Here is a 24,973-nt window from a genome sequence, read left to right on the forward strand (position 1 = left end):
GTAATAAATGAAATTAAAGTTTCTCGATAGGTTTCTGACCTTATGGATTTTTTTAGCTATGATTGCGGGTATCACCATTGGATATACTCTGCCAGAAGCTAAAAACTTTATATCAAAATTTGATATTGGATCAGGTAATTGGTTGATTGGACTGGGTCTGATTGTGATGATGTATCCACCACTAGCAAAAGTTAAATACTCAACAATGCCTAAAATATTTAAAGATACTAAAATTTTGCTTTTATCCTTAATTCAAAACTGGTTGATTGGTCCTATCCTGATGTTTATTTTAGCAGTTGTTTTTTTCCATGATCAACCTAGCTTTATGATAGGACTAATTTTAATAGGGCTAGCAAGATGTATTGCCATGGTAATTGTGTGGAATGATCTGGCTAAAGGATCTAGAGAATATTGTGCTGGACTAGTTGCATTTAATTCTATTTTTCAAATAATATTTTATGCTGCTTACGCATATATATTTATTACAGTTATTCCAAAACTACTGGGATTTGATACGAACATCAATATAAACATATCAATGTTAGATATAGCAAAAAGTGTCGGAATATATCTAGGAATACCTTTTGTAGCTGGAATATTAACTAGAGCTATCTTAATCTCTAAAAAAGGTGAACAATGGTATATAGATAAATTCACTCCAGCGATATCACCTCTGACATTGATCGCTCTACTATTTACTATAGTGCTGATGTTTACTACAAAAGGAAATGAAATAATTAGCCTACCATTTCAAGTAATCAAGGTTGCTATTCCGCTTTTGATATATTTTTTGATAATGTTTAGCATATCATTTTTTATGTCATATAAAGCTAAAGCAACTTATGAGCAAGCCGTATCTTTGAGTTTTACAGCAGCTTCAAATAATTTTGAGTTAGCTATAGCAGTTGCAATCTCAGTATTTGGCATAAACTCTACTGAAGCTTTTGTCGGTGTAATTGGTCCTCTGGTTGAGGTGCCAGTTTTGATTGGTTTAGTAAACGTGGCTTTGTGGTTGAATAAAAGATATTTTAATTAAGCCAATTCTACAATATTATTAATAACATAATACCTAAATTATACATCTTCTATGCCATACGTATATCTAGTTATAGCTATAATCACTGAAGTCCTTGGGACAGTTTCGTTACCATTATGCAATGGTTTTACAAGGATTGTTCCTTCACTATTTGTTTTGATATTTTATGGACTTTCATTTTACTTTTTATCATTAACATTAAAATATATGAATATTGCTTTTGCGTATTCTGTATGGTCAGCATTTGGAATTATTCTAATAGGAATTATAGGATATCTATTTTTTAGGCAAAAGTTGGATTTACCATTTATCTTAGGAACACTATTTATACTTATTGGAACTATTATTATTTGTGCATACTCAAAGACTATTATGCATTAAGTTTATAATTTTTATTTCTTGTATTTAATTTCCCAACAATTATGGATATTTTTGTTAGATAAAAAATCTCTTGATAAACATTTTTTATCAATATTTTCACAGTCAAATTTAGCAATTATCTCTGATGACATTTTGAAGCGACGATAATTATTAGAGAAATATAAGACTCCATCTTTTTTGAGAGAGTCCATAGCTAAATTTATAAGTAACTCATGATCTCTTTGAATATCAAGAATATCATCCATACGTTTAGAGTTTGAAAATGTTGGCGGATCTAAAAATATCACATCAAACTTCTCGCTGTTTGATTTTAACCAGCTAATACAATCTGCCTGAATAAAATTATGCTTTTTAATATCTAAATTATTTAATTCAAAATTATTCTTACCCCACTCAAGATAAGTATTAGACATATCTACACTTGTAGTTTTTACTCCCTTTAAAGCAGCATGAACACTAGCTGTACATGTATAACTAAATAAATTCAATAAAGTCTTATTTTTTGAAGCTTTTGCTACAAGTTGTCTGATCTTACGATGGTCTAAGAAAACACCAGTATCTAAATAATCATCAAAATTCACATAAAATTTAGCATCAAATTCATTAATAACATGAAAGTTATTTTTGTCATTATTTTTTTGATACTGCTCTTTGCCTTTTTGACGTTGACGAACTCTTGTATGTATATTCTCGTATTGAATATCTAGAGTTTTATGTATCTGATATATAGCTTGATAGAATCTTTGTTTAGCCATATTTTGATCAATAGTAGCATCGGCACGATACTCTTGTAAAAACACATGCTCGCCATATATATCAACAGCTACAGCAAAAGTTGGAATATCAGCATCATACAAACGATAACATTCTACTCCTGACTGCTTTAACCATGGTTTTAGGTTTTTAAGATTCTTCTTTAACTTGTTAGAAAAATCTACATGCTCATCTGACTTTTGTGCACATGCTTCAGCTATACGAATATTTTTCTCAAGCTGGCTTTCATGTTTAAATCTTGCATGCTCATTTATATCAAACTGATACAATACTGTTTCAATAGCGCCATTATAGAATTTATTCTTCTTAGTAGTACGTAGCTGCATTTCTTTAATTGACTCACCGAAACTTGTCAAAATCGCAACTTTCCAACCATAAAAGTCTTGAGATAATCTATCACCGAAACCATTAAATATGTCTAAAAGTTCTTCAAGCTGATCACCATATAAACGCTCACCGTAAGGAGGATTTGTAACTATCAAGCCCTCACTATCAAACTCATTTTCAAGATCACGGATATCTTGTCGCTTAATATTAACAACATCTTCAACACCAGCTTGATAAATGTTTCTATCAGCCTTATCTAAAACATTGTTATCAATATCATAGCCTTGAATAATTGCATTTGTTGGCCTTTGAGCTTTTTTTGCTATTTCTAATAAGTTACTCCATAAGTCTTGATCATGAAGCTTTGAATTGAATAGTTTAAATTCTTTATTTAACAACACAGGAGCTATATTTTTTGCCATAAGAGCAGCTTCAATAAGAATAGTCCCAGAGCCGCACATTGGATCAATCAATATAGGCTGTTCTTTTTTAAGCTCATCTAACCACCCTGCTTTGATAAGTATCGCTGCTGCTAAAGACTCTTTTAGAGGTGCTTGACCCTGAAACTGTCTATAACTACGCTTATGTAAACTCTCTATATTTAAGCATAAAAACACATTCACATACTGCTTATGTAAGTGAAGTTTAATGATATTATCTGGATTATCAGTATCAATATTTGGTCGTTCATTAGTTTCTCTACGAAACTGATCGACTATAGCATCTTTTGTTTTTTGCGAAACAAACATAGTATTATTGAAATCATAATGCTTACCTGAGATTATGATTTTAAAAGCTGTGTTAACATCAAAGTAATCTAACCAATTTATTGATGATATAAAATCATATAAAGCTTGCTGATCTGTAACTTTTTGAGTAGCTATTTTTAGCATAACTTGGCTTGCTAGATGAGAGTAAATACAAACTTTGTAGGCATCTTCAAAAGATCCCTCAAACTCAACTCCAGCAAGTTTTTCAGATGATGATATGCCTAACGCATCTAGCTCATCTTTTAATAAAAGCTCGATACCCTTTGCACAGCTAGCGAAAAATGTAAAATTTTGCATAAGAAATTATAAAATATAAAATATGTGTTAAATGATATATTAATTCCAATAAATAACAATTAATAAGCGAAAATCTATTGATTTTATAAGATATAAAATTATAATATCTATTCTAAATACTCGCATAGCTCAGTTGGTTAGAGTACTACCTTGACATGGTAGGGGTCACTGGTTCGAATCCAGTTGCGAGTACCAGTAGTTTATCTCAACTATCGAATACACATAATCGATATCAAATTTGAAAAATCAAAACCTAATAAATTTTTAACTTCATCACTTTTTAGCAATGCTACTAAGCCTGCTTTGGTATTATCATGTTTGAATATTTTTTCTATCGTAGCGTCATTTTCAGTCAGCTGAATTTTCAAAAAATCTTTTTCTAGAAAAATTTTGCACCCTTCTTTTAAACTTGGGTGATGTGCTAGACCATATTCGTATGCTTTTAATTGATTATCATTTAATGTCATACTTACAAACTCTCACCTTCTTTGATCCAACTTTGCATAGCTGTAATAAGCTCAGCAAAAATATCTGCCATTAGTAATAAATCAACTTCATGACCAACATTATCTTCTTTATTTAGATCTTTTATACCATCTAAGAATTTAATACTTTTAAACTGTAACTTAGTATTTGCTGTCATAGCAAGCTGCTCTTTCCATGTTATAGCTAGTTCCGTTATGTACCCTCCACTATCAATAAATGATTTGATATTATCATTTAACATCGAGCTACCTTGACATGAGATATTTGCAATACTATCTCCTATAGCGCTTGTGAGCTTACATTTTTCTGCTATTTCAATATCTACTGGATAAGTATCTTCGACAAGCCATTCTGTTAGAATATCTGTTTCTTCTTTGATGACAGGCTCAAACCTTGCTTCACATCTATGCAATAGATCTAAAACTTCTGTAATCTGCTTTTCTGAAACACTATCAATTATTAGATAGTTATTAGTCAGATCCAAATAGCCATGAATCTTTCTAAACTTACTAAATGCTAGAGGTAGTAGCTTTTGCTCCATATCCTCTTTTATTTGTGTTTTTTCTTTTTTACTCACATATCTAGTGAGCTCTAACTCTTGAATATATTCTTGTGCTTGTTGGTTGATAACTTGAGCAGGAAGGATTTTTTCTTCAGTAAGCAAACAAAATGCAGCTAAATGATTAAACTTAAAAAGGCATTGTTCATCTTTTATAAATGGGTTTGCAAAACCTCTCGAAGATTTCTGAGAATTACTACAAGGAATAAATGCGAGTTTATTCATCGAATCTTCAAAAATATCTATATTAATATCAATAATTTTGAATGCTGTAAGGTTTTTAAAAAACATAAAACACGATTAAGTATAATAAAACTGTCTCAAAATAATAAAACATCTAATCATAAAGTAAAACTATTAAACTACAAATTTAATAGTTTATATGATTTAACTATCTCAAAACTCATGACTGTTGTTGCTGTATCTGCTGGGAAATATTTGATTATAGCTATTTTGTCAAAGATGATTTTTTTAGAAAATTGATATTTCAAAAGCTTGTCATGATTAGTCGCACCATACACTAAGCTAACATGAGGATCTAAATTATATTCACTTTCTATATCTAATTTTCTTGCACTAGCAAAAAGATTATCTAGCTGTACAGTTTTTGATAACTTGAGATAATAGTTCATAAAATAAGAGTTTCTATCTATAGCTATACTATCAATATCTAATGAGAAATTCTGATAATCAAGCTGACACGCCCAACACCCAAAATCTTCAACAATATTTTTAGCAGAGCTAAATAATGTCAAATGAGGTATAAATGATGGCTGTCTAGCAATATAAGAATTATAGTTGATACATCTAGCTAGAGCTAAGAGATATTTCTGTGCTGGTATTAGCCAAACACTATATTTATGAGATGACACAATTATTAACTCATTCTAACAAAAATTGTAATATTTGTTATAATAGCAAATCTTTAATTATATTAATTATAAATTTCTAGGAATAAATATGTCACAAATAGTTGTTTGCGCAATGTACAAATTTGTAACGCTTGAAGATTATGAAGCTATGCGCCAGCCTCTGCTTGATACCATGATAAAAAATAATGTCAAAGGTACACTACTTCTTGCTAATGAAGGTATTAATGGGACAGTAGCAGGAGCTCGTGAAGGTGTAAATGCGTTATTAGCATATCTAAAATCTGATTCTAGATTAGCTGATATTGACTACAAAGAGTCTTATCATCAAGAAATGCCTTTCTATCGTTCAAAAGTAAAACTTAAAAAAGAGATTGTAACTCTTGGTATCGAAGAAATTGATCCAAATAAAGTCTGCGGAAAGTATGTAGAGCCTAAAGATTGGAATGCTCTTATATCTGATCCAGAGACTATACTTGTAGATACTCGTAATGATTATGAGATTGAAATAGGTACATTCAAAAATGCTATCAATCCAAATACAGAGACTTTTAGAGAGTTTCCGGAATATGTCGATAAAAATCTAGACCCTAAAAAGCACAAAAAAGTAGCTATGTTTTGTACTGGCGGTATTAGATGTGAGAAATCTACAGCTTTAATGAAAGCTAAAGGTTTTGATGAGGTTTATCACTTACAAGGTGGCATCTTAAAATATCTAGAGGAAGTACCTAAAGAAGAATCCATGTGGGAAGGTGAATGTTTTGTATTTGACTCAAGAGTGGCTGTAAATCATGATCTTGAGAAAGGTAACTATGATCAATGTTTTGCTTGTCGTATGCCTATAACCGAAGAAGACAAAAAACGCCCAGAATATGTTAAGGGTATAAGTTGTCATCACTGCTACGATAAAGTTACAGAAGAGCAAAAAGCACGCTTTACAGAACGTGAAAAACAATCTCAACTAGCTGCTGAAAGAGGATTTTCACATGTTGGTGATGATGCCAAAAAATTAGCAAAATTGAACAAACAACAAAAACAACAAGCAAAAGAAATGGCTCGTAAAAAAGCAAAAAGTAAAATTTAACTTCTACTTATAGACAATCAAAATTCAAATCATTTTTTTACAAGCAATTTTATATTCCTACTGTTAAAATATAATATATTTAAATATTTCTTTTAAGATATAATTCTCAACATAAAAGGCTATAACTCTTATGCAAGAAAAAATCACACAATTTGAGAACTTTTTAACTCAACTACAACAAAAAATCACATTTACTCTTGAGCAATCTGAAACTAGCTCAGCTAAATTCATTAGTGATAAATGGCAAAAGCCAAACACTCCTGAACAAAAACTCAAAGGCTATGGTAACTCTATGATTATAGAAGGGGGCGAAATTTTTGAAAAAGGCGTCGTTGCATTCTCTAGAGTACACGGAGATGCTTTACCACCATCTGCTACCGCAAAAAGACAAGAACTTGCTGGTAAATCATTTATTGCCACAGGTGTTTCGTTAGTTATTCATCCTCGTAATCCTTTTGTGCCAACATCTCATGCTAACTTTAGAATCTTCGTTGCTGGTGCTAATACAGATAATCCTATATGGTGGTTTGGTGGTGGTTTTGATCTAACCCCTTACTACCCTTTTGAAGAAGATGCTATTCATTGGCACCAAACTGCAAAAAATGTTTGCGATAAACATGACGCTAGCTATTATTCTAGTTTTAAAAAATGGTGTGATGAATACTTTTATCTCAAACATCGTGATGAATGTAGAGGCGTTGGAGGTTTGTTTTTTGATGATTTAAATGACAAATCTTTTGATGAATGTTTTAAATTTGTGACTGATTGTGCAAATTCATACTTAGATGCTTATATACCAATAGTAGAAAAAAGAAAAAATATCGAATATTCACAAAAACATAAAGATTTTCAACTTTACCGTCGTGGTAGATATGTCGAATTTAATCTAGTCTTCGATAGAGGTACAATATTTGGTCTTCAAAGTGGTGGACGCACAGAATCAATACTATCATCAATGCCACCTATGGCTACTTGGAAGTATAACTGGCAACCTGAGCCTGGTTCTGAAGAAGAAAAAGTATATGAATATATAAAGCCAAGAGATTGGATTAAATAGTGTTTACAAGTAAAAAACATATCATTTATGTAAAAATAATTATGTTACAATAAGCTCAAATTATTAGAGGTTTCTTTAGATTATGAAAATTAATTTTTGTGCAGGTCCAGCTGTTGTGCCTACATCTATAATAGAACAGTTACAACAAATGATGGTTGATTATAAAAATACAGGTGTATCTTTATTGTCTATTTCACATCGTGATAAAGTTTTTGATGAAGTACATGCCTCTATTCAAAAAAATCTCAGAAGTTTACTTAATATTCCGGATAACTACTCTGTGCTTCTGATGCAAGCTGGAGCTACAGCACAATTTGCTGCTATACCTATGAATTTATCAGATAAGTATAATAGAGCATTATATGTATGTAGTGGGCAATGGTCAGAAAAAGCTGCCAAGGAAGCTACTAAATTCACCTCAGTAGATGCTGCGAAGTATGATAATAATATTGCTCAAAGTTTCCAAGCAGATACATACGATTATATATATTATACAGACAATGAGACTGTAGATGGTTTTCAGATTAACAAACTTGCCAAGTCTTGCAATACAGAAATAGTTTGTGATATGTCATCAAGCTTTCTATCAAAGCCTATCAATATTAGTGATTACGGTTTGATATATGCTGGTGCGCAGAAAAATGCTGGTATACCAGGCTTAACTATAGTTATCGTCAAAGATTCTTTAATCAAAGCAAAAGATAATATTCCAGTAGTATTTGACTATCAAGTTACCAAGAAATCAAATTCAGTTTACAATACTCCTTCTGTTATCTCATGGGTTACTTTTGAGTTGACACTAGAATATTTAATTAACAAATTTGATAATTTGAAGAATGTAGAGTCTTTCAATAACCAAAAAGCAAATCTACTCTACTCAGCTATTGATAATTCAAAGATTTTCAAAAATGAAATTAAGCCAGAATATCGCTCTAACATGAATATTATATTTCATCTATCAAATGAAGAACTAACTGATAAATTTCTAAATGAGGCTAGTAAAGCTGGCTTTTATGGCTTAAAAGGACATCGAAGTGTCGGTGGCTGTAGAGCTAGTCTTTATAATGCTGTTAGTCTAGAAGATGTTGAAAAATTAGTACAATTTATGCAAGGTTTTGAAAATGAACAATTCTAAAATAATAACTGTAGATGGACCAAGTGGTGTCGGAAAAGGAACATTATCAAAAAAATTAGCCAAGTACTTTGACTATAAGCTTTTGGATAGTGGTGCAATATATAGAATAGCAGCATTACACTGCTACAATGCTGGTGCTAATTTAGATAATCAAGATGATGTTTGTAGTAAGCTTGAATCACTAAACATATCGTTTAAAGTTCAAAATGATTCTATAATAGTCCTTCTAAATAATGCTGATGTGACTAAAGCTATCCGTACTGAACAAACTGGGATGCTAGCATCAAAAACTTCTGCATATCCAAAAGTACGCCAAATGTTACATGATAAAATGCTCTCTTTTGCAACTGCTGCTGGACTTGTAGCAGATGGTAGAGATATGGGTACAGTTGTTTTCCCTGATGCTAAATACAAATTCTTCTTAGATGCTAGCTCAGAAGTTAGAGCTCAAAGAAGATATGATGAGCTACAGACAAAAGGTGAAAATCCTGATTTTGATAAAATTAAAAATGATATTGAACAAAGAGATTTTCAAGACAGAAATAGAAAAGTAGCTCCTTTGAAGCCTGCTGATGATGCTATTTTAGTTGATACTAGCAACCTATCTATCGAAGAAGTTTTCCAAAAAGTTTTAAATCATATTAACAATCTTTAATTTCTCCACACCAACAACATAAAATATCACAACCATTAGCTCCTGAAACAACAGAATGTTGTGAGTTAATAGGATTGATAAAAAAATCACCCTTGCTAAACTCTCCTCTTTCATCACTCATAGAACCATCTATAACATATACCCATTCAACATCTGGATGACTATGTTGGCTTAATTTTGCATTTGGCTCTAATCTAATAAAATCTATTTGAAAGTTTCTTGAGTCATCTCTAGCTAATAACTTTTTAGAAATTCCTGGTTTAAATGCTTCAAGGCTGATATCTTTTAAATTTATTTTCATTGGGCTAACTCCACTTAAACTAAACACTGCTAATAATTCTACTTTATCATAGATAAAAATAACTTTATAATTACACGATTAAAAAAGTTTTTAACCAATTAATCAATGTCTGAAATTAATTCTCTAAATAAAAAGTTAAATAAAATAATTATTGAAACAAATGGTTTATCAATATTTAACACTCTTGAACTACTAAGTTATGAGAATCTAGATGAACATGAATCGCAATGCCTTCAAGATTTCATAAAAAAACTCAAATTATTTAATAATGATGAGCTAGATATAGAAGACTTACTAAATCACCCTATTGGTATAGTATTTTATGACTTTTTAAAGAGCTTCCCTCTTAAATATCATGAAGAGCATACTCACCTAACAGGCTCTCTCTCAGCAGAGTTTATTTACCCACGCCTCAAGAAACTTTTAGATGGTAAAAATGGTAATATCTATAGCCAAAAAATAGTAAATATCTATGGCGAAAATGCACTACCAATAAATTCTGTAGAAGATGTTGAAAAACTTATAGTTTTAAAAGACGGTGAAAAATTCTCTAGATATTTAGATCTTTTATATCTTGCAAAAATTATTCTCAATACAAAACAAGATCATATAGATGCCGCTTATCACATGGCTAGTGAACTATATCATAAACATAATGTAGGAAGTATTAGGCTCAAATTCACACTATCACGCTCTACAAGTGATGAAAAAGAAGCAATTTTAAATGAGGACTTAGCAACAGAAGAGGATGTAGTTCTTGGACTTTATGAAGGTTTTGAAAAATTCAAAGAAGAATATCCAGATTTTGGCTATGTACTTTCTCCATCATTTAGAAAAGAAGCTAATTTTTTTGATGCTACAAAGTTTAAAACAAAAAAAGAAAGTTTTGAATACCAAGTAAACTGTCTAATCGATATATTAGAAAAATATCCATTTCTACAGAATGTAATGAAAGATATAGATACTGTCGGTGATGAAAAAAATATCTATAAAAAAGCCCATTTTGAAACATTAAAACAAGGAATTAGAAAACTGCAATATTATGGTTTTAAAATTCGTTCGCACCACGGAGAAACTTTCCACACACTAAAGAAAGGTGTTCAAGCAGTTGATAATGCTTTAAATATTTGGAATATTGATACACTAGAGCATGGACTATCAATAGGTATCAATCCAAACTACTACTTTCAAAGATTGCTACAAAAGGTTCTAAAACTTAATCAGAACTCTCAGCCTCTTGATGACAAATCTATGGAATATCGTGAAATACAAGAAATTCATTGGAATGAAAATAACTCTTCAATTAGAGATAAAATCACAAATGGAATAAAACTAAATTCTGATGAAATTTTAGAATTTACAAAAATAAAATTCCATACAGCTATAGAGATAGAAAGATATCAACATGATGTTCTAAATAGAATTATCAGTAAAAATATTGGTGTTGTTGGTCTTCCTTCTTCTAATCTCAAATTAACTACAGCCATTCCAGACTACAAAGACCACCCTTTCAGCTGGTGGGAGAAAAAAGGTATCAAACTAGGTATTGGTACGGATAATTACATTACTTTAGATACTAACTATATTAGAGAAATGCTGATTATTTTATTTTCTGATGCGCATAATCTAAAAATTACTAAATTGCTAATGGTCGCTTGTAAAGAAAATAGACGAGCTTACATTAGTAGCCTACTCTGGAAAATGAATAAGAAATAAATATTATTTAGATATTTTGAAGAGCTTCTTCAACCTTTTTTCTGTAGTTTTTGTCAGCTTGAGCAAACTGGTCAAGCATTATTTCTTGGATATCTTGACTAGCATGTATCAATCCTTCTGCAATATTATTAGCTAACTGTTGCTGTTGAGATTCGCTCATTAATCTAAAAAGATCTCCAGCTTGTGAATAGTTATCTTCACCTTGTGCATCATAATAATCAATATAACCCTCTATTTCTATAGGTGGCTCTATATATTGTTTGGCATCTGAAGGAGAATCAGAATGCGCATTTGGATAAAAATTAGGCATTTCATTCTGTGATACATTAAGAGCTGTACCAGCCATTGCTCCATCACGCTGATAATTATGCATTGGACATTTTGAAGCATTTACAGGTATATGACTTGCATTTACACCGACTCGATATCTATGAGCATCTTGATAAGCTAGTAGTCTAGCTTGTAACATCTTATCTGGAGATACTCCAACACCAGGCACCAAGTTATTAGGAGCGAAAGTAGCTTGTTCTACTTCAGCAAAATAATTATTAACATTACGGTTTAACTCTAAAACACCTATTTTTTGAAGTGGGAAATCTTTATGTGACCAAACCTTGGTTAAATCGAAAGGATTTATACTAAATTGTTTCGCTTGCTCTTCAGTCATAATTTGCAACTTAACATCCCATTTTGGATAGTTTCCACTTGCTATAGCATCAAACAAATCTTTTTGAGCTCCATAGCTTGGCTGCCTAGATGCTTCTTCATTTGTGAGATTTTTAATTCCTTGTTGTGTTTTAAAATGCCACTTAACCCAAAAACGGCTACCTTCTTGATTATAAAAGCTAAGTGTATGAGAGCTAAATAAATGCATATGCCTATAGTTCTTTGGGATACCTCTATCAGACATCAATATTGTCATTTGATGCAAAGATTGTGGGTTTCTTGACCAAAATTCAAACTGGGCCGCAGGATCTGGTAGGTTAGTTTGAGGATTCTTTTTTTGTGAGTGTACAAAATCTGGGAATTTATTAGGATCTCTTATGAAAAATACTGGTGTGTTATTTCCTACAATATCAAAATTACCTTGCTTGGTATAAAATTTGATAGCTGCACCACGCACATCTCTAACATAATCACTAGAATCTTGACCTCCACCAACAGTAGAAAATCGTACAAAAATATCAGTCTGTTTATTCTGATCTCTCAAGAAATCAGCTACTGTCAAATCTGATAAGTCTTTTTCAAGAGTGAATGTACCATACGCTCCTGTTCCACGTGCATGTACTACACGTTCAGGGATTCTCTCACGATTAAAATGAGCTAGTTTTTCAAATAATCTAAAATTATCAAATGTTAGCGAACCATTTTTACCTGCACTAATACTTGTATTATCATTAGGTACTGGAGCACCATTTGCTGTAGTTAGTATCTTATTCATGTTCTCTCCTCATTGAAATAAATATCAATCATTATTAAGCGCAGCAATACATATCGAACGCATTATTAAAATAGGCACTTAATGAAATAGTATATATATGAATAGAATTGGTCAATATTGTTAAGAACTTTAAGTCTAGAATAGTTTTTTGATAAAAAAATTAATAACCAGCTTTTATAACACTGCCATTAGCAATACCTGCTACTGACTTAAGATATGCGTTAGCTACTTTTTCTGCTTCTACAGGTTCATAACCCACAAAGAATGGTCCATATTTTGCTAATGCTTCTTTGACTACAGTTGGACTAACAGTATTTATACGGAAGTCCTTATACTCAAGAGTTGCTGCTTTTACAAACCCTTCTACTGCAGCATTTACTGTAGCTGCCACAGCACCTAAAGCAATTGGTTCAACATTCAATATCCCAGTAGTCAATGTAAATGAACCACCCTTATTGATATAGTTTGCACCAATTTGCACTAGGTTGATTTGTCCAAGTAGCTTATTTTTAAAACTGAAGTTCCAGTCTTCTTGAGTTAAATCATCAACAGCTTTAAAAGCTACTTTACCAGTAGTAGATACTAAAGCATCAAAAGAACCTACTTTTTCAAAGAAATTTTTGATAGATTCTATATCTTCTATATCAATACGGTGTGAACCATTACTTCCACTGAATGTTGCAGGAATAACTTCATAACCAGTGCTAATGAACTTATCATAAGTCGCTGATCCTATTACTCCGCTTGCACCTATTAGAACTATTTTTTTGCTCATTTGAGACTCCACTTATTACTATTTAGCTTCTAAGTATTTTAGAAGATTTTCAGGAGAAGACTCACCATAAGGGTCATCTTCAGCGTTATCACGCTTACCAGGCTCTACAAACATCTTTTCGATTTCGTGATTATTAACAATCATCGCATATCTCCAAGATCTCTTACCAAAGCCAAGATTTGATTTATCTACAAGCATATCCAAACCTTCCGTAAATTCACCATTACCATCAGGAATTGGTTTAATATTTTTAACATCTAGTGCTTGTATCCACTTATTCATTACAAAGCTATCATTTACAGATAAAACATAAATTTCATCTATTCCCAGCTCTTTAAATCTAGCCGCATTATTCTCAAATCCAGGTAGTTGATATGTAGAACAAGTCGGAGTAAACGCTCCAGGTAATGAAAAAACAATTACTCTTTTGTTATCAAAAATATCAGCAGATGTTACATCTTGCCATCTAAATGGGTTTGATCCACCGATACTTTCATCTCTTACTCTAGTCTTAAAAGTTACATTAGGAACTCTTTTAGTCATGTCTAACTCCTTGTGTTTTGTTAAGTTACACTGTTATTGTATTGCTTTAATAAATAATTTAAAATATATTATATTTATACTAGCTATAAGATTTACTTATATGAATACTCGTACTCTTGAATATATCATTTCTGTATATGAAACTAAAAGCTTTATTACAGCATCAGAAAAGTGCTATGTTAGTCAACCAGCCCTAAGTATGCAGATAAAAAAATTTGAAGAGCTTATAGGTATACAAATCTTTGAAAGAGGTACAAAACAAGTACTTATAACAAAAGCTGGTATGAAAATAGTTAACCAAGCCTATAAGATTCTAGACGAAGTAAAAAACTTAAAAAAATATCAGAACTGCACTTAAATAATGGGAAAATAAGTATCTCGATAGGAGCATTTCCAACATTATGTCCGTATTTAATGCCAAAAATACTACCTGCTATCAAGAAAGATTTCCCTAATCTGAGTATATCCATAATCGAAGAAAAAACTGATACTCTTGTAAGTATGCTTGATCAAGGTAAGATTGACTTTGCTCTTTTGGCGACTCCTACCGATAACTATCAGTTTAAAAGAAAAAAAGTCTTTAATGATAAATTCTACGTAGCTGTAGCAAAGACTAATCCCATAGCAAAAAGCAAAAAAATTTGCATAACTGAAATAGTTAAGCAAAATCTTATGCTATTAGATGAAGGACATTGTCTGAGAGATCAAACTTTAAAACTCTGCTCATTAAAAGATTTTAATAATAATGATTTCAAAGGTAGTAGCTTAGAAACATTAAGACAAATGGTATCCATTGATGAGGGCATTACACTAATTCCCGAAACAGCACGCATAAAAACTGAAAATGTTAAATATATTGATATTGATAATAGAGATTTTTACAGAGAGATTGATTTAGTTATGCGTAAAAGCTCTATCTATGAGGACTTATTTACCAAGATTAGTGAGATAATTTCAAAAAACTATAAATAGATTATTTAGCATTAGTACTTTCAAATATCTTATCTGCTGATTTGGCTACAAAACCTTGATATAACTTACCACTTTGATCAGGATAGCGTTTTGCAAACTCATAGTAACAACAAGGAATTTCTTTCCACCCCTCTATAAATTTAACTTCAGAGTTGCCTGAGATTGTACTTGATTGTTCTAAATAATCTGCTGGTGTTCCCTTAATTTCTCCACCTGAGCTATTCAATACAAAGCCATTCAATTTTAGAAAATCATTAACTTCAGAAACTTCGCTAAATTTTTTCAAATCGTTGATAAAGACAGTAAAATGATTCGCTCTAAAACCAAAAGCATAAAACCAAGCGGCATATTCAGACTCTTCGAGAAGCTTTTGATAAGTCTTGTAACTTATAAAGCTCCAACTTGCACCTGATGTTAACAAAGCCTCAGGATTCTTCAGTAAACTATTAGGTATACCTTCTACACAAGCTTCCATCGTTTTTTGTAAGAATGGGCTAAATTCACTAACTAGAAGCTTACTAATAAACACTTTAGGCTGATTATGATCACTATGTTCAAGATGAATAGCCTTTAATCGCTTGACGTCAAAGTCATAATGTCCACATACCTTATAGCCAATATCTATAAAGGGCTTTGATAGCACATTTATATCTATTTTTGGATTATCTAACGTTCTTAATGCTATATGATCATTGACAGGCTTTTCACCCTCAGCCACAAAAGAATCATAAACTTGCTTAACATGTGAATTAGTTTCAATATACTGATCCCAAAGTTTATCTAAAATCTTAAAACTCATAAACTAATCCTCCAGATTAAATTTGATTCCTTGAGCTAATGGTAAATCTTTACCATAATTGATTGTGCTAGTCTGACGTCGCATATATGCTTTCCACGCATCTGAACCAGCTTCACGACCGCCACCAGTATGCTTTTCACCTCCAAACGCGCCACCAATTTCAGCACCTGATGTACCAATATTCACATTCGCAATACCACAATCACTGCCTGAACTAGATAAAAACTTCTCTGCATTTTGGATATTATCAGTAAATATAGAGCTTGATAAACCATATCTAACACTATTGTTGAATTTGATTGCTTCATCAATATCTTTGAATGACATTATGTATAAAATAGGACAGAAATTCTCTTCTGCCACTATTGGCATATTAGCATTTGCTTCAATTATTGTTGGCTCAACAAAGAAGCCAGCTTTTGCAATTTTTTTACCACCAGTTAAAATTTTACCGCCTTCTATTATAGCTTGATCTACAGTTTTTAAGAAATTATCAACTGATGCTTGATCTATAAGAGGTCCCATAAGATTTTTTTGATCTAACGGATCTCCAACTGTAACTTGTTTGTAAGCATTGACCATTTTATCTTTGACCAAATCATAGATTGATTCATGTACAAATAGTCTTCTTAGAGAAGTACATCTCTGCCCTGCTGTACCAACTGCTCCAAAAACAGCTGCTGGTATTGCTAATTTTAGATTAGCTGATTCATCAATAATTGTAGCATTATTACCACCTAACTCTAGAATTGACTTACCAAATCTTTTTGCTACTTGTTGTCCTACATCTTGACCAACTTTTGTAGAACCTGTGAAAGATACTAAATTTACCCTTTCATCATTAACTAATGCCTTTGAAACCTCAATCTCTTTAGAAATTATTGTATAAAAAATTTCAGGATAACCATGCTCTTGAATTACTTTTTGACATATATTGTGTACAGCAATTGAGCATAGAGGTGTCTTTTCGGACGGTTTCCACACTACAGTATTACCACAAATGACAGCTATAAAAGCATTCCAAGACCACACAGCTACTGGAAAGTTAAATGCAGAAATAACTCCAACTACTCCTAATGGATGCCATTGCTCATACATTCTATGATCCTGACGCTCAGAATTCATCATCACACCATATAACATACGGGATTGTCCTACAGCAAAATCTGCCATATCAATCATCTCTTGAACTTCACCATCACCCTCTTGCTTCGACTTACCCATCTCAAGAGATACCAAGCTTCCTAGATGATCTTTATTTTTACGGAGCTCTTCGCCAATCAGTCTAACTAACTCACCTCTTTTAGGTGCTGGAACTTGACGCCATTGTTTAGCAACCTCCGCAGCCTTTGTAATAGCATATTGCATATCATCTAGACTTTGATTTTTGACTGTAGCCAAAAGCTCACCATTTGCTGGACTTAAAGTTTCTATAACATTTTTGTTATCATCAATTATATATGCTTCTAAACCTAAATTTAATTCTTGTAAAATACTCATTACTACCCCCAAATTAATCTGCTTGTATCAAAAGTCCTGAATTTCTATAGTACTTACCGAATCTATTATCATAAAACTCTTGTAAACATATAGACTCTTGGTTTATAAATCCTGTAGGATTATCTTTAGAGTTCAGCAGTAGATCTATACTTACACACAAGCTTGTAGCAGTAGTTAATTGTAATGCTGAGAAATATTTACCAAACATACGTTTTGAAGGATATTTTTGCGCAAAATGACGCTCTGCTTTTAGACCTTTTCGGATACCATCTACTGATACATAAATAAGAACTACATCTTGATTTATTCTTGGAATCGCTCTCTCCATGATTTTAACCATAGTATCCAAATCTTCGCCTAGCTTCATATCTTGCATTAAGAATTTCATCTTATCACAATGCCCTGGATGACGGATACTTTTGTAGTTTATATTTTTAACCTTGCCTGCATAAGTCTCGATCATCGAGCCAATACCACCAGAGGTATTAAAAGCCTCATAGGTAAGCCCATCTATCTTTATCTCTTCAACATCAGCTAGTGGAGCTAGAGTTCTTTTTTCACCATCAACAACTCCTTCACAAGGCTTAGCATATTCATTTATAAGACCTTCTGTAGACCAAGTCAAACCATATTGAAGTGTATTTGAAACATTTAAAGGTAGAGCTCCTACTCTCATACGTACTGTATCGATTGAGTCGAACTCTTGCATAAGATTATTAGATACAATACTAATAAATCCTGGAGCTAAACCACATTGCGGTGCAAAGAAACTATTTTCTGCTTTATCCGCTATACTTTTGATATAGTTAGTAGCCTCTACATCTTCTGTCAAGTCAAAGTAGTTAAGCTCTAACTCGCCTGCTATCTTAGCTATATCTTTATTAAGAAAAAACGGTAAACATGAAACTATAGTTTTTATATCATTCTGCTGCACATAGCTTTTTAAGTCTGAAGAGTTAGTAGCATCAAGTTCCACATATATCAAATTATCTACATTTTTTTCCAAAACTGGTTTGTCATGAGGAATGTATCTATCAATTAAATGAACAGTATAGTCACCACTTTCAACCAGTAAGCAGCTAACCAAAGACCCGACTCTGCCGGCACCAAGTATTACGATATTTTTCATAAATACCTCAAAATTGCGCTTCTTGTACTTTAATTTATATCACTTGGACTGCTATGAGTAAATATAATTCGTGCTGGATTAATTAGATTACTTTGAAATTGTTTAATAGAAAATAATAAAAATACAAATGATTAGTTAATTTAAAATATAATAAGAGCAACTTTATACTACTAAAAAATAAAATAATATACTTTTTTGAATTTGCCAATATCTACAATCCACAATAAAGTAGTCTTGCCTTGTTTTACATCTATTTTTTGACGAATATTATTAACCTGAATTGTATAATTGCCACTATCAATCTGTTGTTCGAATAGGTCAATGCTATTGGGTAATAATAACCATGATCTCATATCTGCTCTTTTAGGATCTGTATTTGACAAATCAAACTTAAGATGACTTCCTAAAATACCTCCTAGAGGAAAATTTTTATCATAATCATATTTAAATGCCTCAATAACAACACTTTGTGTAACAACTCTAGAGTAACTCTCTATGAGCGATTTCATAGCATATAATGTCGTGTCAAGTAATGTCTCTGTATAAGTATCTACTAATGTACTACCTCCCGATGAAATTACTACTCTTTTCGGCTCAAAAAAACTATATTTTGTTTTGTATACAGGAAACTCCAGTTTCTTGATTCCTATATTGCCTAAATCAAGATTAACTTGTGCAGATTTACGTATATTGACAAGGCCTTGTTCATAAAAAACCACAACTCTACCCATTCCCATAGAAAAAGGAGATATTTCACCAGCTACTGCAGATCTATACTCATTAGCTGTTTGATCAAGATATTTGTTACCAATTGTATATTTTTGAGCATTTTCAAGGTCGTTCAAAGATTCCTGATAATTTTTTGAAATAGCTGAGTCCAATAAACTTTTTAGATAGTAAGCCATTGGATTACCATAAGCATTAGGAATTATTGATGAAAATTCAAGCATGGCTTTTAATGACTTAAAGTTATCTAAGCCTAATTCATCACTAGTGATATCATTTCTATCAAGATCCTCTTTAGCAAGCTCCTTCATACCACCTGCTATTATATTTTGTTCATTTCTCCATATTTTGGCAGTCTCTAAACTATCCAGTGATTTAAGTGCTTGATTAACATCATTCGTTTTTAAATAATTTAGTGCTTGATATGTATACAAAAAGCTTATTGCATAGTCTGGAATATTATATGATGTTTTGATGTCATAATAGTTGTATGTATTTTTATTTAATAAGAACTTTTTTGCTTGCTCTAATGACTGACCTTTATCTTTAGGGATAGATTTAATCGCTAGATTATAAAATTTTATAGAATCTAAGTAATTATCGTTAAGCTGCAGTAATCTTCCAGACTCCAAATTATTAAGGTTTTTTAACTGCTTTATATTAGCGATACTATTATTTTCATTTATTGCTTCAGATATATTATCTTCTACGAGATTTTTTCGCACTGGAGCAAATATCCATGGATAATTATAAGATGCAAATTTTATTTTTGTAACATCTTTTTTTGTGGTTGTACACGAGCTCAAAAGAACTACTGACAACGCTAATATTAATAGCTTATTGGATTTTTTCTTTTTCATCTTTGATAACACCAATGCCAAGGCTCATAAATATACCCATAATCATTATCACGCGGAAAACTCATCTTAAAACCAAACCTGTGAGCATTTTTACTTAACCACTCAAAAGCTAATGTATTTTCAAAAGATTCTGTTAAAACTTCTTTTTCATCTCCAGTAGTCAAATCTATAGCTCTACCTGTATGATGCTCACTCTCTCCAGGCAGAGCATTTACTCGCATAATTTGTTCAAGTGTTTGACCACTAGCTAGTTTTCTATCTATAATTTTTTGCTGATAATCATAACTTCTAAAACCAGAAACTATATACAAAAGAATACCCTCTTTTTCTGCTGCTTCTTTTAGTTCTAACCAAACTTGATGAGTATTTTTTTCTAAGAACAAATCTCGAGCAAAAAAATCCTTGCCAGCATAGATTAAGTCTTCCTTTTTAGCTTCGGGAAATATTATTTTTCTTACCATTTAGCCGACTCTTCCAACCTTAATAACTCACAAAGATATTTATCATGTTCAGAGGTATTAATAACTGTTTCATTAGCTGAGCGTAAATTTAATTTACCAAAATCAATATCTATATTATCTTTACTAGCATTTTTTGCAGTGTGTAAAGTAAGATTAGTTTGTCCTCCTGTCATTGCAAGATATACATCAGCCAATAACTCACTATCTAATAATGCTCCATGGAAAGTACGATGATCATTTCTAATGTAGTACCTTTTACAAAGAGCATCTAGATTATTTTTCTGAAGAGGATGTTTCTTCCTAGCAAGCTCCAAGCTGTCAACGATTTTCGCAACATGTTGTTCTAGAGTGCCATACTTATTATTTTTCAGAAGCCCAAGCTCCCAGTTTATAAATGGCACATCAAATGCAGCATTATGGATAATAACTTCCGCACCTTTAAGAAAATCAATCATCTTTTCAACATTTTCTTCAAAGAGTGGCTTATCTGCCAAAAACTCATTAGTTAGACCATGAACAGCTAAAGCTCCAGCCTCAACTTCATAATTTGGATTACAATAAAAATGTAGATTATTACCTGTAACTTTCCTATCAATGACTTCAACAGCCCCGAATTCAATAATCCTGTTACCAATTTTATAATCAAAACCTGTCGTCTCAGTATCTATAAAAACTTGCCTAGACATCAAAATTTCTCTATTTTATTACTGAACTTTATTATAGCAACAGATTACTATAAATATAACGTATAGTTGAGAGAAATATAATTCTGCCTATCTTTAAAGTGCTCACTCCTAGAAAGAATATTAGTATAATCTAACCCTAACCAAGATCCATAGAACGCATTATATCTAAAGCCTGCTCCGAATTGATAAGCATAGTTTTTTGAGTTTTGCATAACTTGTGAGTAATCAACATAAGGAATAAATCTTTTATCATAGATCGTTGCTGTATAGCTTGATTGCAAAGACCATGACCCTACTGCATTCCCTGAGCCCAAGAAACCATCATAAATAAGCTTAGCACTTGGACCAACCGAGCCAAAAAAGGGCACTCCAGCAATATTATTTGGACTTACTGAAGATGAGTCATTAACTCCAGTAACTCCTTTGTCTGTTATTAGTCCTTCTATTTCAAAGTTTATGTCTGATATAGCTAGACCATAGTTAAGGTTAAATGCTCCTACACTACCGCCATGATCTGATGTAAAACCAGATACATTTGAATATGCTGCTCCAAAATATTGATAATCACCTACAGTATCCATCTCGTAGACATATTTACTATTTAAAGAAAACCCCACACCACTTTTACTAGCAGCATTAGTTACACCAAAGTAGCTATTGGGATTAGCATCTAAGATCACTGCATTAAGGTGGACATCATGAGTATGATACGAGAAGTTAATATTACCACCAGATTGCATAAAGTATGTTCTAGTCAACGTCGAGACATAGTTTGAAACAATATCAAAATTACCGTACATCACAGTAGAGTTTGCCACATAACCAAAAAATGGACTTTCTGAAAGGTTACCTACGATTAGATATATTGTATTTGGACGTACATTAAAACCCTCATCACTATGATCTTGATATAACGTAAATCCAACTAGTGACGTAAACCATTTAGAAATAGTTGATGCCGCATAAAAATCTACTGCATAAGAAAAAAGTCTATTTTCACCTCCTTGGGGAACTCTATTGAGTCTTTGCCAATCAATCAATGCTACTTTTGTTCCAAAGTAGATATAATTATCATCTAAGATACCTTGCTGTCTTGCTTGGAGCATAAATAAAGGGTCACCAGTATCTGACTGTACGTTAAGCATGGCATGAGTTAGTGTCTCACTGACCCTAAAGCCATTAAACCATGAGGTTTTTATAGCATCAATATTCAATGCTTGGTTAACTTTAGTATCAAAGGTTTTCTTAGCTAGTGCTCGTTTTTCACTATCTGTAAGAGCCTCACCCTCTTTAACTGATAAGTCTTGAATAGCTTGCTGTGCAACTTTCGCTTGCTGCGCTGTACTTAGTGGAGCTTTATTAAAAATATAATCTTGGTTAGGAAAGACTCTTCTATAAGCATTAGATTCAAGCCGACGAATATTATCAGGATCATAGCCACTTTCTACAGAACTAGCATCAGCTGAATCAGAACTTGTATCAGCACTGACAGCTACACTAAATGGAAATAATACTAAAATACTTGCTAAAGCTACTATCTTTCTAAACATGAAACTACAATTCTTTGCTATCTAAGTCCTTGTCATTTTCTTCTATTATGTCAACTATTTGTTGTTGGCTTAGTGCTTCACCTTCTTTTATTTCTATATCATCTATAGTATCAGCCACTCTTTTACTCACAGGAATTTTTTTGCCATTCTCTTCTATGTAATATGCATAACAAAAACTACATACAAATCCAAAGATAAGAAAAAAAGATAACCTTATATACTTCATTTTATATTTTTTTAACAAATTGAGATTTTAATTTCATAGCCCCAAAACCATCAACCTTACAATCTATATCATGGTCTCCAGTAACTAAACGGATATTTTTAACCTTAGTTCCAACTTTAATAACTTTTGATGAACCTTTTAATTTTAAATCTTTGATAACACTTACAGTATCACCATCAGCAAGAAGATTACCATTTGAATCTTTGATAACCAACTGTTCATCAATAGATTCATTAATTTGCCATTCATAACCGCATTCTGGACATATTAGTAACTCACCATCTTGATAAACATATTCGGATTGACATTTAGGACATGAAGGATACTCAGACATAATAATCCCCTTTAAATTCTTTAGTGTGCATTAATATAACATTATAGTCTGCTAATTACTATCAATTATATTTAATCGCACCATATACTCAAACAATCTAATTTTATATAAATATTCTCAAATACATAGTCATAATATTATCTTGCTCTGAGAAGGTTTTTGCCCTTCCTTTAACATACGTATAGCTAAAACCAAGCCACCCATCAGCAAAAACATTATATCTAAAACCAGTTGCCAAAGATGCCGCATAATTATCAGATGCTTGTTGGATTTGAGAGTAACTCACGAATGGTACAAAATCCTTATTCATAACATTCGCTGTATAGTCAAGCTGTGAAGACCAGCCAAAGACATTACCTCCACTAGTCAAAAAATCATTCGACTTTAAATCTGGAAAAATTGATGATGCAAAAGATTCTCTTAAATTAAAACCTCCCGAAACATCTGTCATTGAGGTTACACCCTTATCTGTAAACACAAATTCATTAACAAGCTCAAGTTTGCTAATATTCATCCCCACATTAAAGTCCACGACTCCGACGTTGTCATTATAGTCATTTGTAAAGCCCGAAACATTTGAGTACGCTGCTCCAACATACCAATAGTCTCCAACACTTTGTAAGTCTTGGGTATATTTCATATTTACAGAAAAACTTAACTTAGAGTTACCTTCATATGCATTAGCTACTTTCAAAAAATCATCCTTAGATGAAGCTAAGAATACAAAATTTGTCTGCAAGCCATCTTTATTATACGAAAGATTCACATTACCCCCAGATTGCATAAAATACAAACGTGTTAAGGTGGGTATAATATTAGTAGACTCATCAAAATTCCCAAAATTCACAGTTGATAGTGCAGCATATGAATAAACAGGTAATTTGTTCAAATTACCTAATATAAAATATACTCCACCAGGAGTTGCTGACCACTTACCATCAATAGTATAGGTATTTAAAGAAGCAAAAACAGATGTCCAATCACCTAAAGTACTTGCTACATAATACTCTAGTGAATAGTTATTAATTGAACGTGATGATACACCATTTTGAGTATCTCGCCCCCAGGTTGGAATAAAAGAAGCCATTCCCCCCACATATAGATAGTCATCTTTTAGCAAACCGTTTTGGCGTGATAAAATGATAAACTCAGGATCTCCGGTTTCTTGCTGGGTATTAAGCATTGCTTGAGAAAGTATTACATTATTTTTTATCCCTTGGTAGAATGGAGGCTTAACTTTATCAGCATGAGACAATTTTAGAAGAGTTTTTCCAACATCAAACGTTGTGCCGGGAGCTATTGATTCTCCTTCATACTGTTCGACCGTATCTAAAGCAGAATTATCTTGAGAAGTATTAGCTTTTGATTTATCAGTATTAACTAACTTTTTTTGAGTATCTATATCTGCAACATCATTTGCCGCATAGACATCATAAGTCAGCACTAGCAAACTTATTAATATTAAAAAAATATTTTTCATCTATGAGCAAAAATCGTGATTAAATTAGAAAGTATAAGAATAAA

At 32.1% G+C, this 24,973-nt stretch carries 25 protein-coding genes, 1 tRNA gene and 1 pseudogene; 9 read left to right on the forward strand and 18 right to left on the reverse strand.

Annotated features, from left to right (window positions below):
- Nucleotides 1-7: 7 nt before the first annotated feature.
- Nucleotides 8-1,036 carry an ACR3 family arsenite efflux transporter gene (arsB, locus tag F3D59_RS06805; protein WP_150464291.1) on the forward strand — a complete coding sequence of 343 codons (1,029 nt, stop codon included), beginning with the start codon at nt 8-10 and terminating at the stop codon, nt 1,034-1,036.
- A gap of 51 nt (nt 1,037-1,087) precedes the next feature.
- Nucleotides 1,088-1,417: a DMT family transporter gene (locus F3D59_RS06810; protein WP_013923057.1), complete on the forward strand. Its 330-nt coding sequence runs from the start codon at nt 1,088-1,090 to the stop codon at nt 1,415-1,417.
- Between the two features lie 11 nt (nt 1,418-1,428).
- Here the strand turns inward: F3D59_RS06810 and rlmKL are convergent, their stop codons facing one another.
- On the reverse strand, nt 1,429-3,585 hold the full coding sequence (rlmKL, locus tag F3D59_RS06815) for a bifunctional 23S rRNA (guanine(2069)-N(7))-methyltransferase RlmK/23S rRNA (guanine(2445)-N(2))-methyltransferase RlmL (RefSeq protein ID WP_150464292.1): 2,157 nt from the start codon (nt 3,583-3,585) through the stop codon (nt 1,429-1,431).
- Between the two features lie 118 nt (nt 3,586-3,703).
- On the opposite strand from rlmKL, the gene F3D59_RS06820 reads away from it, so the two are divergent.
- Nucleotides 3,704-3,780: transfer RNA gene (locus tag F3D59_RS06820), tRNA-Val, on the forward strand.
- A 14-nt stretch (nt 3,781-3,794) separates the two neighbouring features.
- On the opposite strand, the gene F3D59_RS06825 is transcribed toward F3D59_RS06820, so the two are convergent.
- The 3 genes from F3D59_RS06825 to F3D59_RS06835 all read right to left on the reverse strand — a co-directional run bounded on the left by F3D59_RS06825 (nt 3,795) and on the right by F3D59_RS06835 (nt 5,502).
- Nucleotides 3,795-4,052, reverse strand: coding sequence for a hypothetical protein (locus tag F3D59_RS06825; RefSeq protein ID WP_004287836.1), 258 nt, complete (start codon nt 4,050-4,052; stop codon nt 3,795-3,797).
- Nucleotides 4,053-4,054: 2 nt separating this feature from the next.
- Nucleotides 4,055-4,921, reverse strand: coding sequence for a recombination-associated protein RdgC (locus F3D59_RS06830; RefSeq protein ID WP_150464293.1), 867 nt, complete (start codon nt 4,919-4,921; stop codon nt 4,055-4,057).
- Between the two features lie 71 nt (nt 4,922-4,992).
- Complete coding sequence (locus F3D59_RS06835) at nt 4,993-5,502, reverse strand: hypothetical protein (protein ID WP_150464294.1); 510 nt, start codon at nt 5,500-5,502, stop codon at nt 4,993-4,995.
- Nucleotides 5,503-5,590: 88 nt separating this feature from the next.
- On the opposite strand from F3D59_RS06835, the gene F3D59_RS06840 reads away from it, so the two are divergent.
- From F3D59_RS06840 to cmk, 4 genes are all read left to right on the forward strand, one after another.
- Entirely contained in the window at nt 5,591-6,583 is a 993-nt protein-coding gene (locus F3D59_RS06840; protein ID WP_150464295.1) for a rhodanese-related sulfurtransferase, read from the forward strand.
- A gap of 130 nt (nt 6,584-6,713) precedes the next feature.
- Nucleotides 6,714-7,640, forward strand: coding sequence for an oxygen-dependent coproporphyrinogen oxidase (hemF, locus tag F3D59_RS06845; RefSeq protein WP_150464296.1), 927 nt, complete (start codon nt 6,714-6,716; stop codon nt 7,638-7,640).
- Between the two features lie 82 nt (nt 7,641-7,722).
- Complete coding sequence (gene serC / locus F3D59_RS06850; protein WP_150464297.1) at nt 7,723-8,775, forward strand: 3-phosphoserine/phosphohydroxythreonine transaminase; 1,053 nt, start codon at nt 7,723-7,725, stop codon at nt 8,773-8,775.
- Nucleotides 8,762-9,430: a (d)CMP kinase gene (cmk, locus tag F3D59_RS06855; RefSeq protein WP_150464298.1), complete on the forward strand. Its 669-nt coding sequence runs from the start codon at nt 8,762-8,764 to the stop codon at nt 9,428-9,430. Before serC ends, cmk begins: the two co-directional genes overlap by 14 nt.
- Here cmk and F3D59_RS06860 read toward each other — a convergent pair.
- The gene (locus tag F3D59_RS06860) at nt 9,417-9,731 is read right to left on the reverse strand and encodes a cupin domain-containing protein (protein ID WP_150464299.1); all 315 of its coding nucleotides are present in this window, start codon (nt 9,729-9,731) and stop codon (nt 9,417-9,419) included. The genes cmk and F3D59_RS06860 overlap by 14 nt on opposite strands.
- 105 nt (nt 9,732-9,836) lie before the next feature.
- On the opposite strand from F3D59_RS06860, the gene F3D59_RS06865 reads away from it, so the two are divergent.
- Nucleotides 9,837-11,447 (forward strand): hypothetical protein, encoded by a 1,611-nt coding sequence (locus tag F3D59_RS06865; RefSeq protein WP_150464300.1) that lies wholly within the window; start codon nt 9,837-9,839, stop codon nt 11,445-11,447.
- A 7-nt stretch (nt 11,448-11,454) separates the two neighbouring features.
- Here the strand turns inward: F3D59_RS06865 and F3D59_RS06870 are convergent, their stop codons facing one another.
- The 3 genes from F3D59_RS06870 to F3D59_RS06880 form a co-directional block, all read right to left on the reverse strand.
- Complete coding sequence (locus F3D59_RS06870; RefSeq protein ID WP_150464301.1) at nt 11,455-12,888, reverse strand: catalase; 1,434 nt, start codon at nt 12,886-12,888, stop codon at nt 11,455-11,457.
- A 160-nt stretch (nt 12,889-13,048) separates the two neighbouring features.
- Nucleotides 13,049-13,663: a short chain dehydrogenase gene (locus tag F3D59_RS06875; RefSeq protein ID WP_150464302.1), complete on the reverse strand. Its 615-nt coding sequence runs from the start codon at nt 13,661-13,663 to the stop codon at nt 13,049-13,051.
- An 18-nt stretch (nt 13,664-13,681) separates the two neighbouring features.
- Nucleotides 13,682-14,206, reverse strand: a complete 525-nt coding sequence (locus F3D59_RS06880) for a peroxiredoxin (protein WP_146422105.1) — start codon at nt 14,204-14,206, stop codon at nt 13,682-13,684.
- Between the two features lie 100 nt (nt 14,207-14,306).
- On the opposite strand from F3D59_RS06880, the pseudogene F3D59_RS06885 reads away from it, so the two are divergent.
- A pseudogene (locus F3D59_RS06885) lies at nt 14,307-15,178 on the forward strand (LysR substrate-binding domain-containing protein).
- 1 nt (nt 15,179) lies between these two features.
- Here the strand turns inward: F3D59_RS06885 and F3D59_RS06890 are convergent.
- The 10 genes from F3D59_RS06890 to F3D59_RS06940 form a co-directional block, all read right to left on the reverse strand.
- Nucleotides 15,180-15,977, reverse strand: a complete 798-nt coding sequence (locus F3D59_RS06890) for a DUF1338 domain-containing protein (protein WP_150464303.1) — start codon at nt 15,975-15,977, stop codon at nt 15,180-15,182.
- 3 nt (nt 15,978-15,980) lie between these two features.
- Nucleotides 15,981-17,477: an aldehyde dehydrogenase family protein gene (locus tag F3D59_RS06895; RefSeq protein WP_150464304.1), complete on the reverse strand. Its 1,497-nt coding sequence runs from the start codon at nt 17,475-17,477 to the stop codon at nt 15,981-15,983.
- A 13-nt stretch (nt 17,478-17,490) separates the two neighbouring features.
- A complete protein-coding gene (locus tag F3D59_RS06900) occupies nt 17,491-18,606 on the reverse strand; it encodes a saccharopine dehydrogenase family protein (protein WP_150464305.1) in 1,116 nt (371 codons plus the stop codon).
- A gap of 170 nt (nt 18,607-18,776) precedes the next feature.
- A complete protein-coding gene (locus tag F3D59_RS06905) occupies nt 18,777-20,192 on the reverse strand; it encodes a hypothetical protein (protein ID WP_150464306.1) in 1,416 nt (471 codons plus the stop codon).
- Complete coding sequence (locus tag F3D59_RS06910) at nt 20,189-20,653, reverse strand: M15 family metallopeptidase (protein ID WP_013923038.1); 465 nt, start codon at nt 20,651-20,653, stop codon at nt 20,189-20,191. The genes F3D59_RS06905 and F3D59_RS06910 overlap by 4 nt, the downstream gene beginning before the upstream one ends.
- Nucleotides 20,647-21,339, reverse strand: coding sequence for a DNA polymerase III subunit epsilon (gene dnaQ, locus F3D59_RS06915; protein WP_013923037.1), 693 nt, complete (start codon nt 21,337-21,339; stop codon nt 20,647-20,649). The genes F3D59_RS06910 and dnaQ overlap by 7 nt, the downstream gene beginning before the upstream one ends.
- A gap of 47 nt (nt 21,340-21,386) precedes the next feature.
- Nucleotides 21,387-22,889, reverse strand: a complete 1,503-nt coding sequence (locus F3D59_RS09975; protein ID WP_191092452.1) for a hypothetical protein — start codon at nt 22,887-22,889, stop codon at nt 21,387-21,389.
- A gap of 4 nt (nt 22,890-22,893) precedes the next feature.
- Nucleotides 22,894-23,115 carry a hypothetical protein gene (locus tag F3D59_RS06930; protein WP_146422099.1) on the reverse strand — a complete coding sequence of 74 codons (222 nt, stop codon included), beginning with the start codon at nt 23,113-23,115 and terminating at the stop codon, nt 22,894-22,896.
- Between the two features lies 1 nt (nt 23,116).
- Complete coding sequence (locus F3D59_RS06935; protein ID WP_013923034.1) at nt 23,117-23,449, reverse strand: zinc ribbon domain-containing protein YjdM; 333 nt, start codon at nt 23,447-23,449, stop codon at nt 23,117-23,119.
- A 103-nt stretch (nt 23,450-23,552) separates the two neighbouring features.
- Nucleotides 23,553-24,929 (reverse strand): hypothetical protein, encoded by a 1,377-nt coding sequence (locus F3D59_RS06940; protein WP_150464307.1) that lies wholly within the window; start codon nt 24,927-24,929, stop codon nt 23,553-23,555.
- Between the last annotated feature and the right edge of the window lie 44 nt (nt 24,930-24,973).

Source organism: Francisella sp. XLW-1 (assembly GCF_008711455.1).
GTDB classification, from domain to species: Bacteria; Pseudomonadota; Gammaproteobacteria; order Francisellales; family Francisellaceae; genus Francisella; species Francisella salimarina.

What these genes read in the sequence shown, in the direction of transcription:
- arsB (WP_150464291.1), top strand. Translation starts at nt 8, where the DNA reads ATGAAATTAAAGTTTCTCGATAGGTTTCTGACCTTATGGATTTTTTTA.
- F3D59_RS06810 (WP_013923057.1), top strand. Translation starts at nt 1,088, where the DNA reads ATGCCATACGTATATCTAGTTATAGCTATAATCACTGAAGTCCTTGGG.
- rlmKL (WP_150464292.1), bottom strand. Translation starts at nt 3,585, where the DNA reads ATGCAAAATTTTACATTTTTCGCTAGCTGTGCAAAGGGTATCGAGCTT.
- F3D59_RS06825 (WP_004287836.1), bottom strand. Translation starts at nt 4,052, where the DNA reads ATGACATTAAATGATAATCAATTAAAAGCATACGAATATGGTCTAGCA.
- F3D59_RS06830 (WP_150464293.1), bottom strand. Translation starts at nt 4,921, where the DNA reads ATGTTTTTTAAAAACCTTACAGCATTCAAAATTATTGATATTAATATA.
- F3D59_RS06840 (WP_150464295.1), top strand. Translation starts at nt 5,591, where the DNA reads ATGTCACAAATAGTTGTTTGCGCAATGTACAAATTTGTAACGCTTGAA.
- hemF (WP_150464296.1), top strand. Translation starts at nt 6,714, where the DNA reads ATGCAAGAAAAAATCACACAATTTGAGAACTTTTTAACTCAACTACAA.
- serC (WP_150464297.1), top strand. Translation starts at nt 7,723, where the DNA reads ATGAAAATTAATTTTTGTGCAGGTCCAGCTGTTGTGCCTACATCTATA.
- cmk (WP_150464298.1), top strand. Translation starts at nt 8,762, where the DNA reads ATGAACAATTCTAAAATAATAACTGTAGATGGACCAAGTGGTGTCGGA.
- F3D59_RS06860 (WP_150464299.1), bottom strand. Translation starts at nt 9,731, where the DNA reads ATGAAAATAAATTTAAAAGATATCAGCCTTGAAGCATTTAAACCAGGA.
- F3D59_RS06865 (WP_150464300.1), top strand. Translation starts at nt 9,837, where the DNA reads ATGTCTGAAATTAATTCTCTAAATAAAAAGTTAAATAAAATAATTATT.
- F3D59_RS06870 (WP_150464301.1), bottom strand. Translation starts at nt 12,888, where the DNA reads ATGAATAAGATACTAACTACAGCAAATGGTGCTCCAGTACCTAATGAT.
- F3D59_RS06875 (WP_150464302.1), bottom strand. Translation starts at nt 13,663, where the DNA reads ATGAGCAAAAAAATAGTTCTAATAGGTGCAAGCGGAGTAATAGGATCA.
- F3D59_RS06880 (WP_146422105.1), bottom strand. Translation starts at nt 14,206, where the DNA reads ATGACTAAAAGAGTTCCTAATGTAACTTTTAAGACTAGAGTAAGAGAT.
- F3D59_RS06890 (WP_150464303.1), bottom strand. Translation starts at nt 15,977, where the DNA reads ATGAGTTTTAAGATTTTAGATAAACTTTGGGATCAGTATATTGAAACT.
- F3D59_RS06895 (WP_150464304.1), bottom strand. Translation starts at nt 17,477, where the DNA reads ATGAGTATTTTACAAGAATTAAATTTAGGTTTAGAAGCATATATAATT.
- F3D59_RS06900 (WP_150464305.1), bottom strand. Translation starts at nt 18,606, where the DNA reads ATGAAAAATATCGTAATACTTGGTGCCGGCAGAGTCGGGTCTTTGGTT.
- F3D59_RS06905 (WP_150464306.1), bottom strand. Translation starts at nt 20,192, where the DNA reads ATGAAAAAGAAAAAATCCAATAAGCTATTAATATTAGCGTTGTCAGTA.
- F3D59_RS06910 (WP_013923038.1), bottom strand. Translation starts at nt 20,653, where the DNA reads ATGGTAAGAAAAATAATATTTCCCGAAGCTAAAAAGGAAGACTTAATC.
- dnaQ (WP_013923037.1), bottom strand. Translation starts at nt 21,339, where the DNA reads ATGTCTAGGCAAGTTTTTATAGATACTGAGACGACAGGTTTTGATTAT.
- F3D59_RS09975 (WP_191092452.1), bottom strand. Translation starts at nt 22,889, where the DNA reads ATGTTTAGAAAGATAGTAGCTTTAGCAAGTATTTTAGTATTATTTCCA.
- F3D59_RS06930 (WP_146422099.1), bottom strand. Translation starts at nt 23,115, where the DNA reads ATGAAGTATATAAGGTTATCTTTTTTTCTTATCTTTGGATTTGTATGT.
- F3D59_RS06935 (WP_013923034.1), bottom strand. Translation starts at nt 23,449, where the DNA reads ATGTCTGAGTATCCTTCATGTCCTAAATGTCAATCCGAATATGTTTAT.
- F3D59_RS06940 (WP_150464307.1), bottom strand. Translation starts at nt 24,929, where the DNA reads ATGAAAAATATTTTTTTAATATTAATAAGTTTGCTAGTGCTGACTTAT.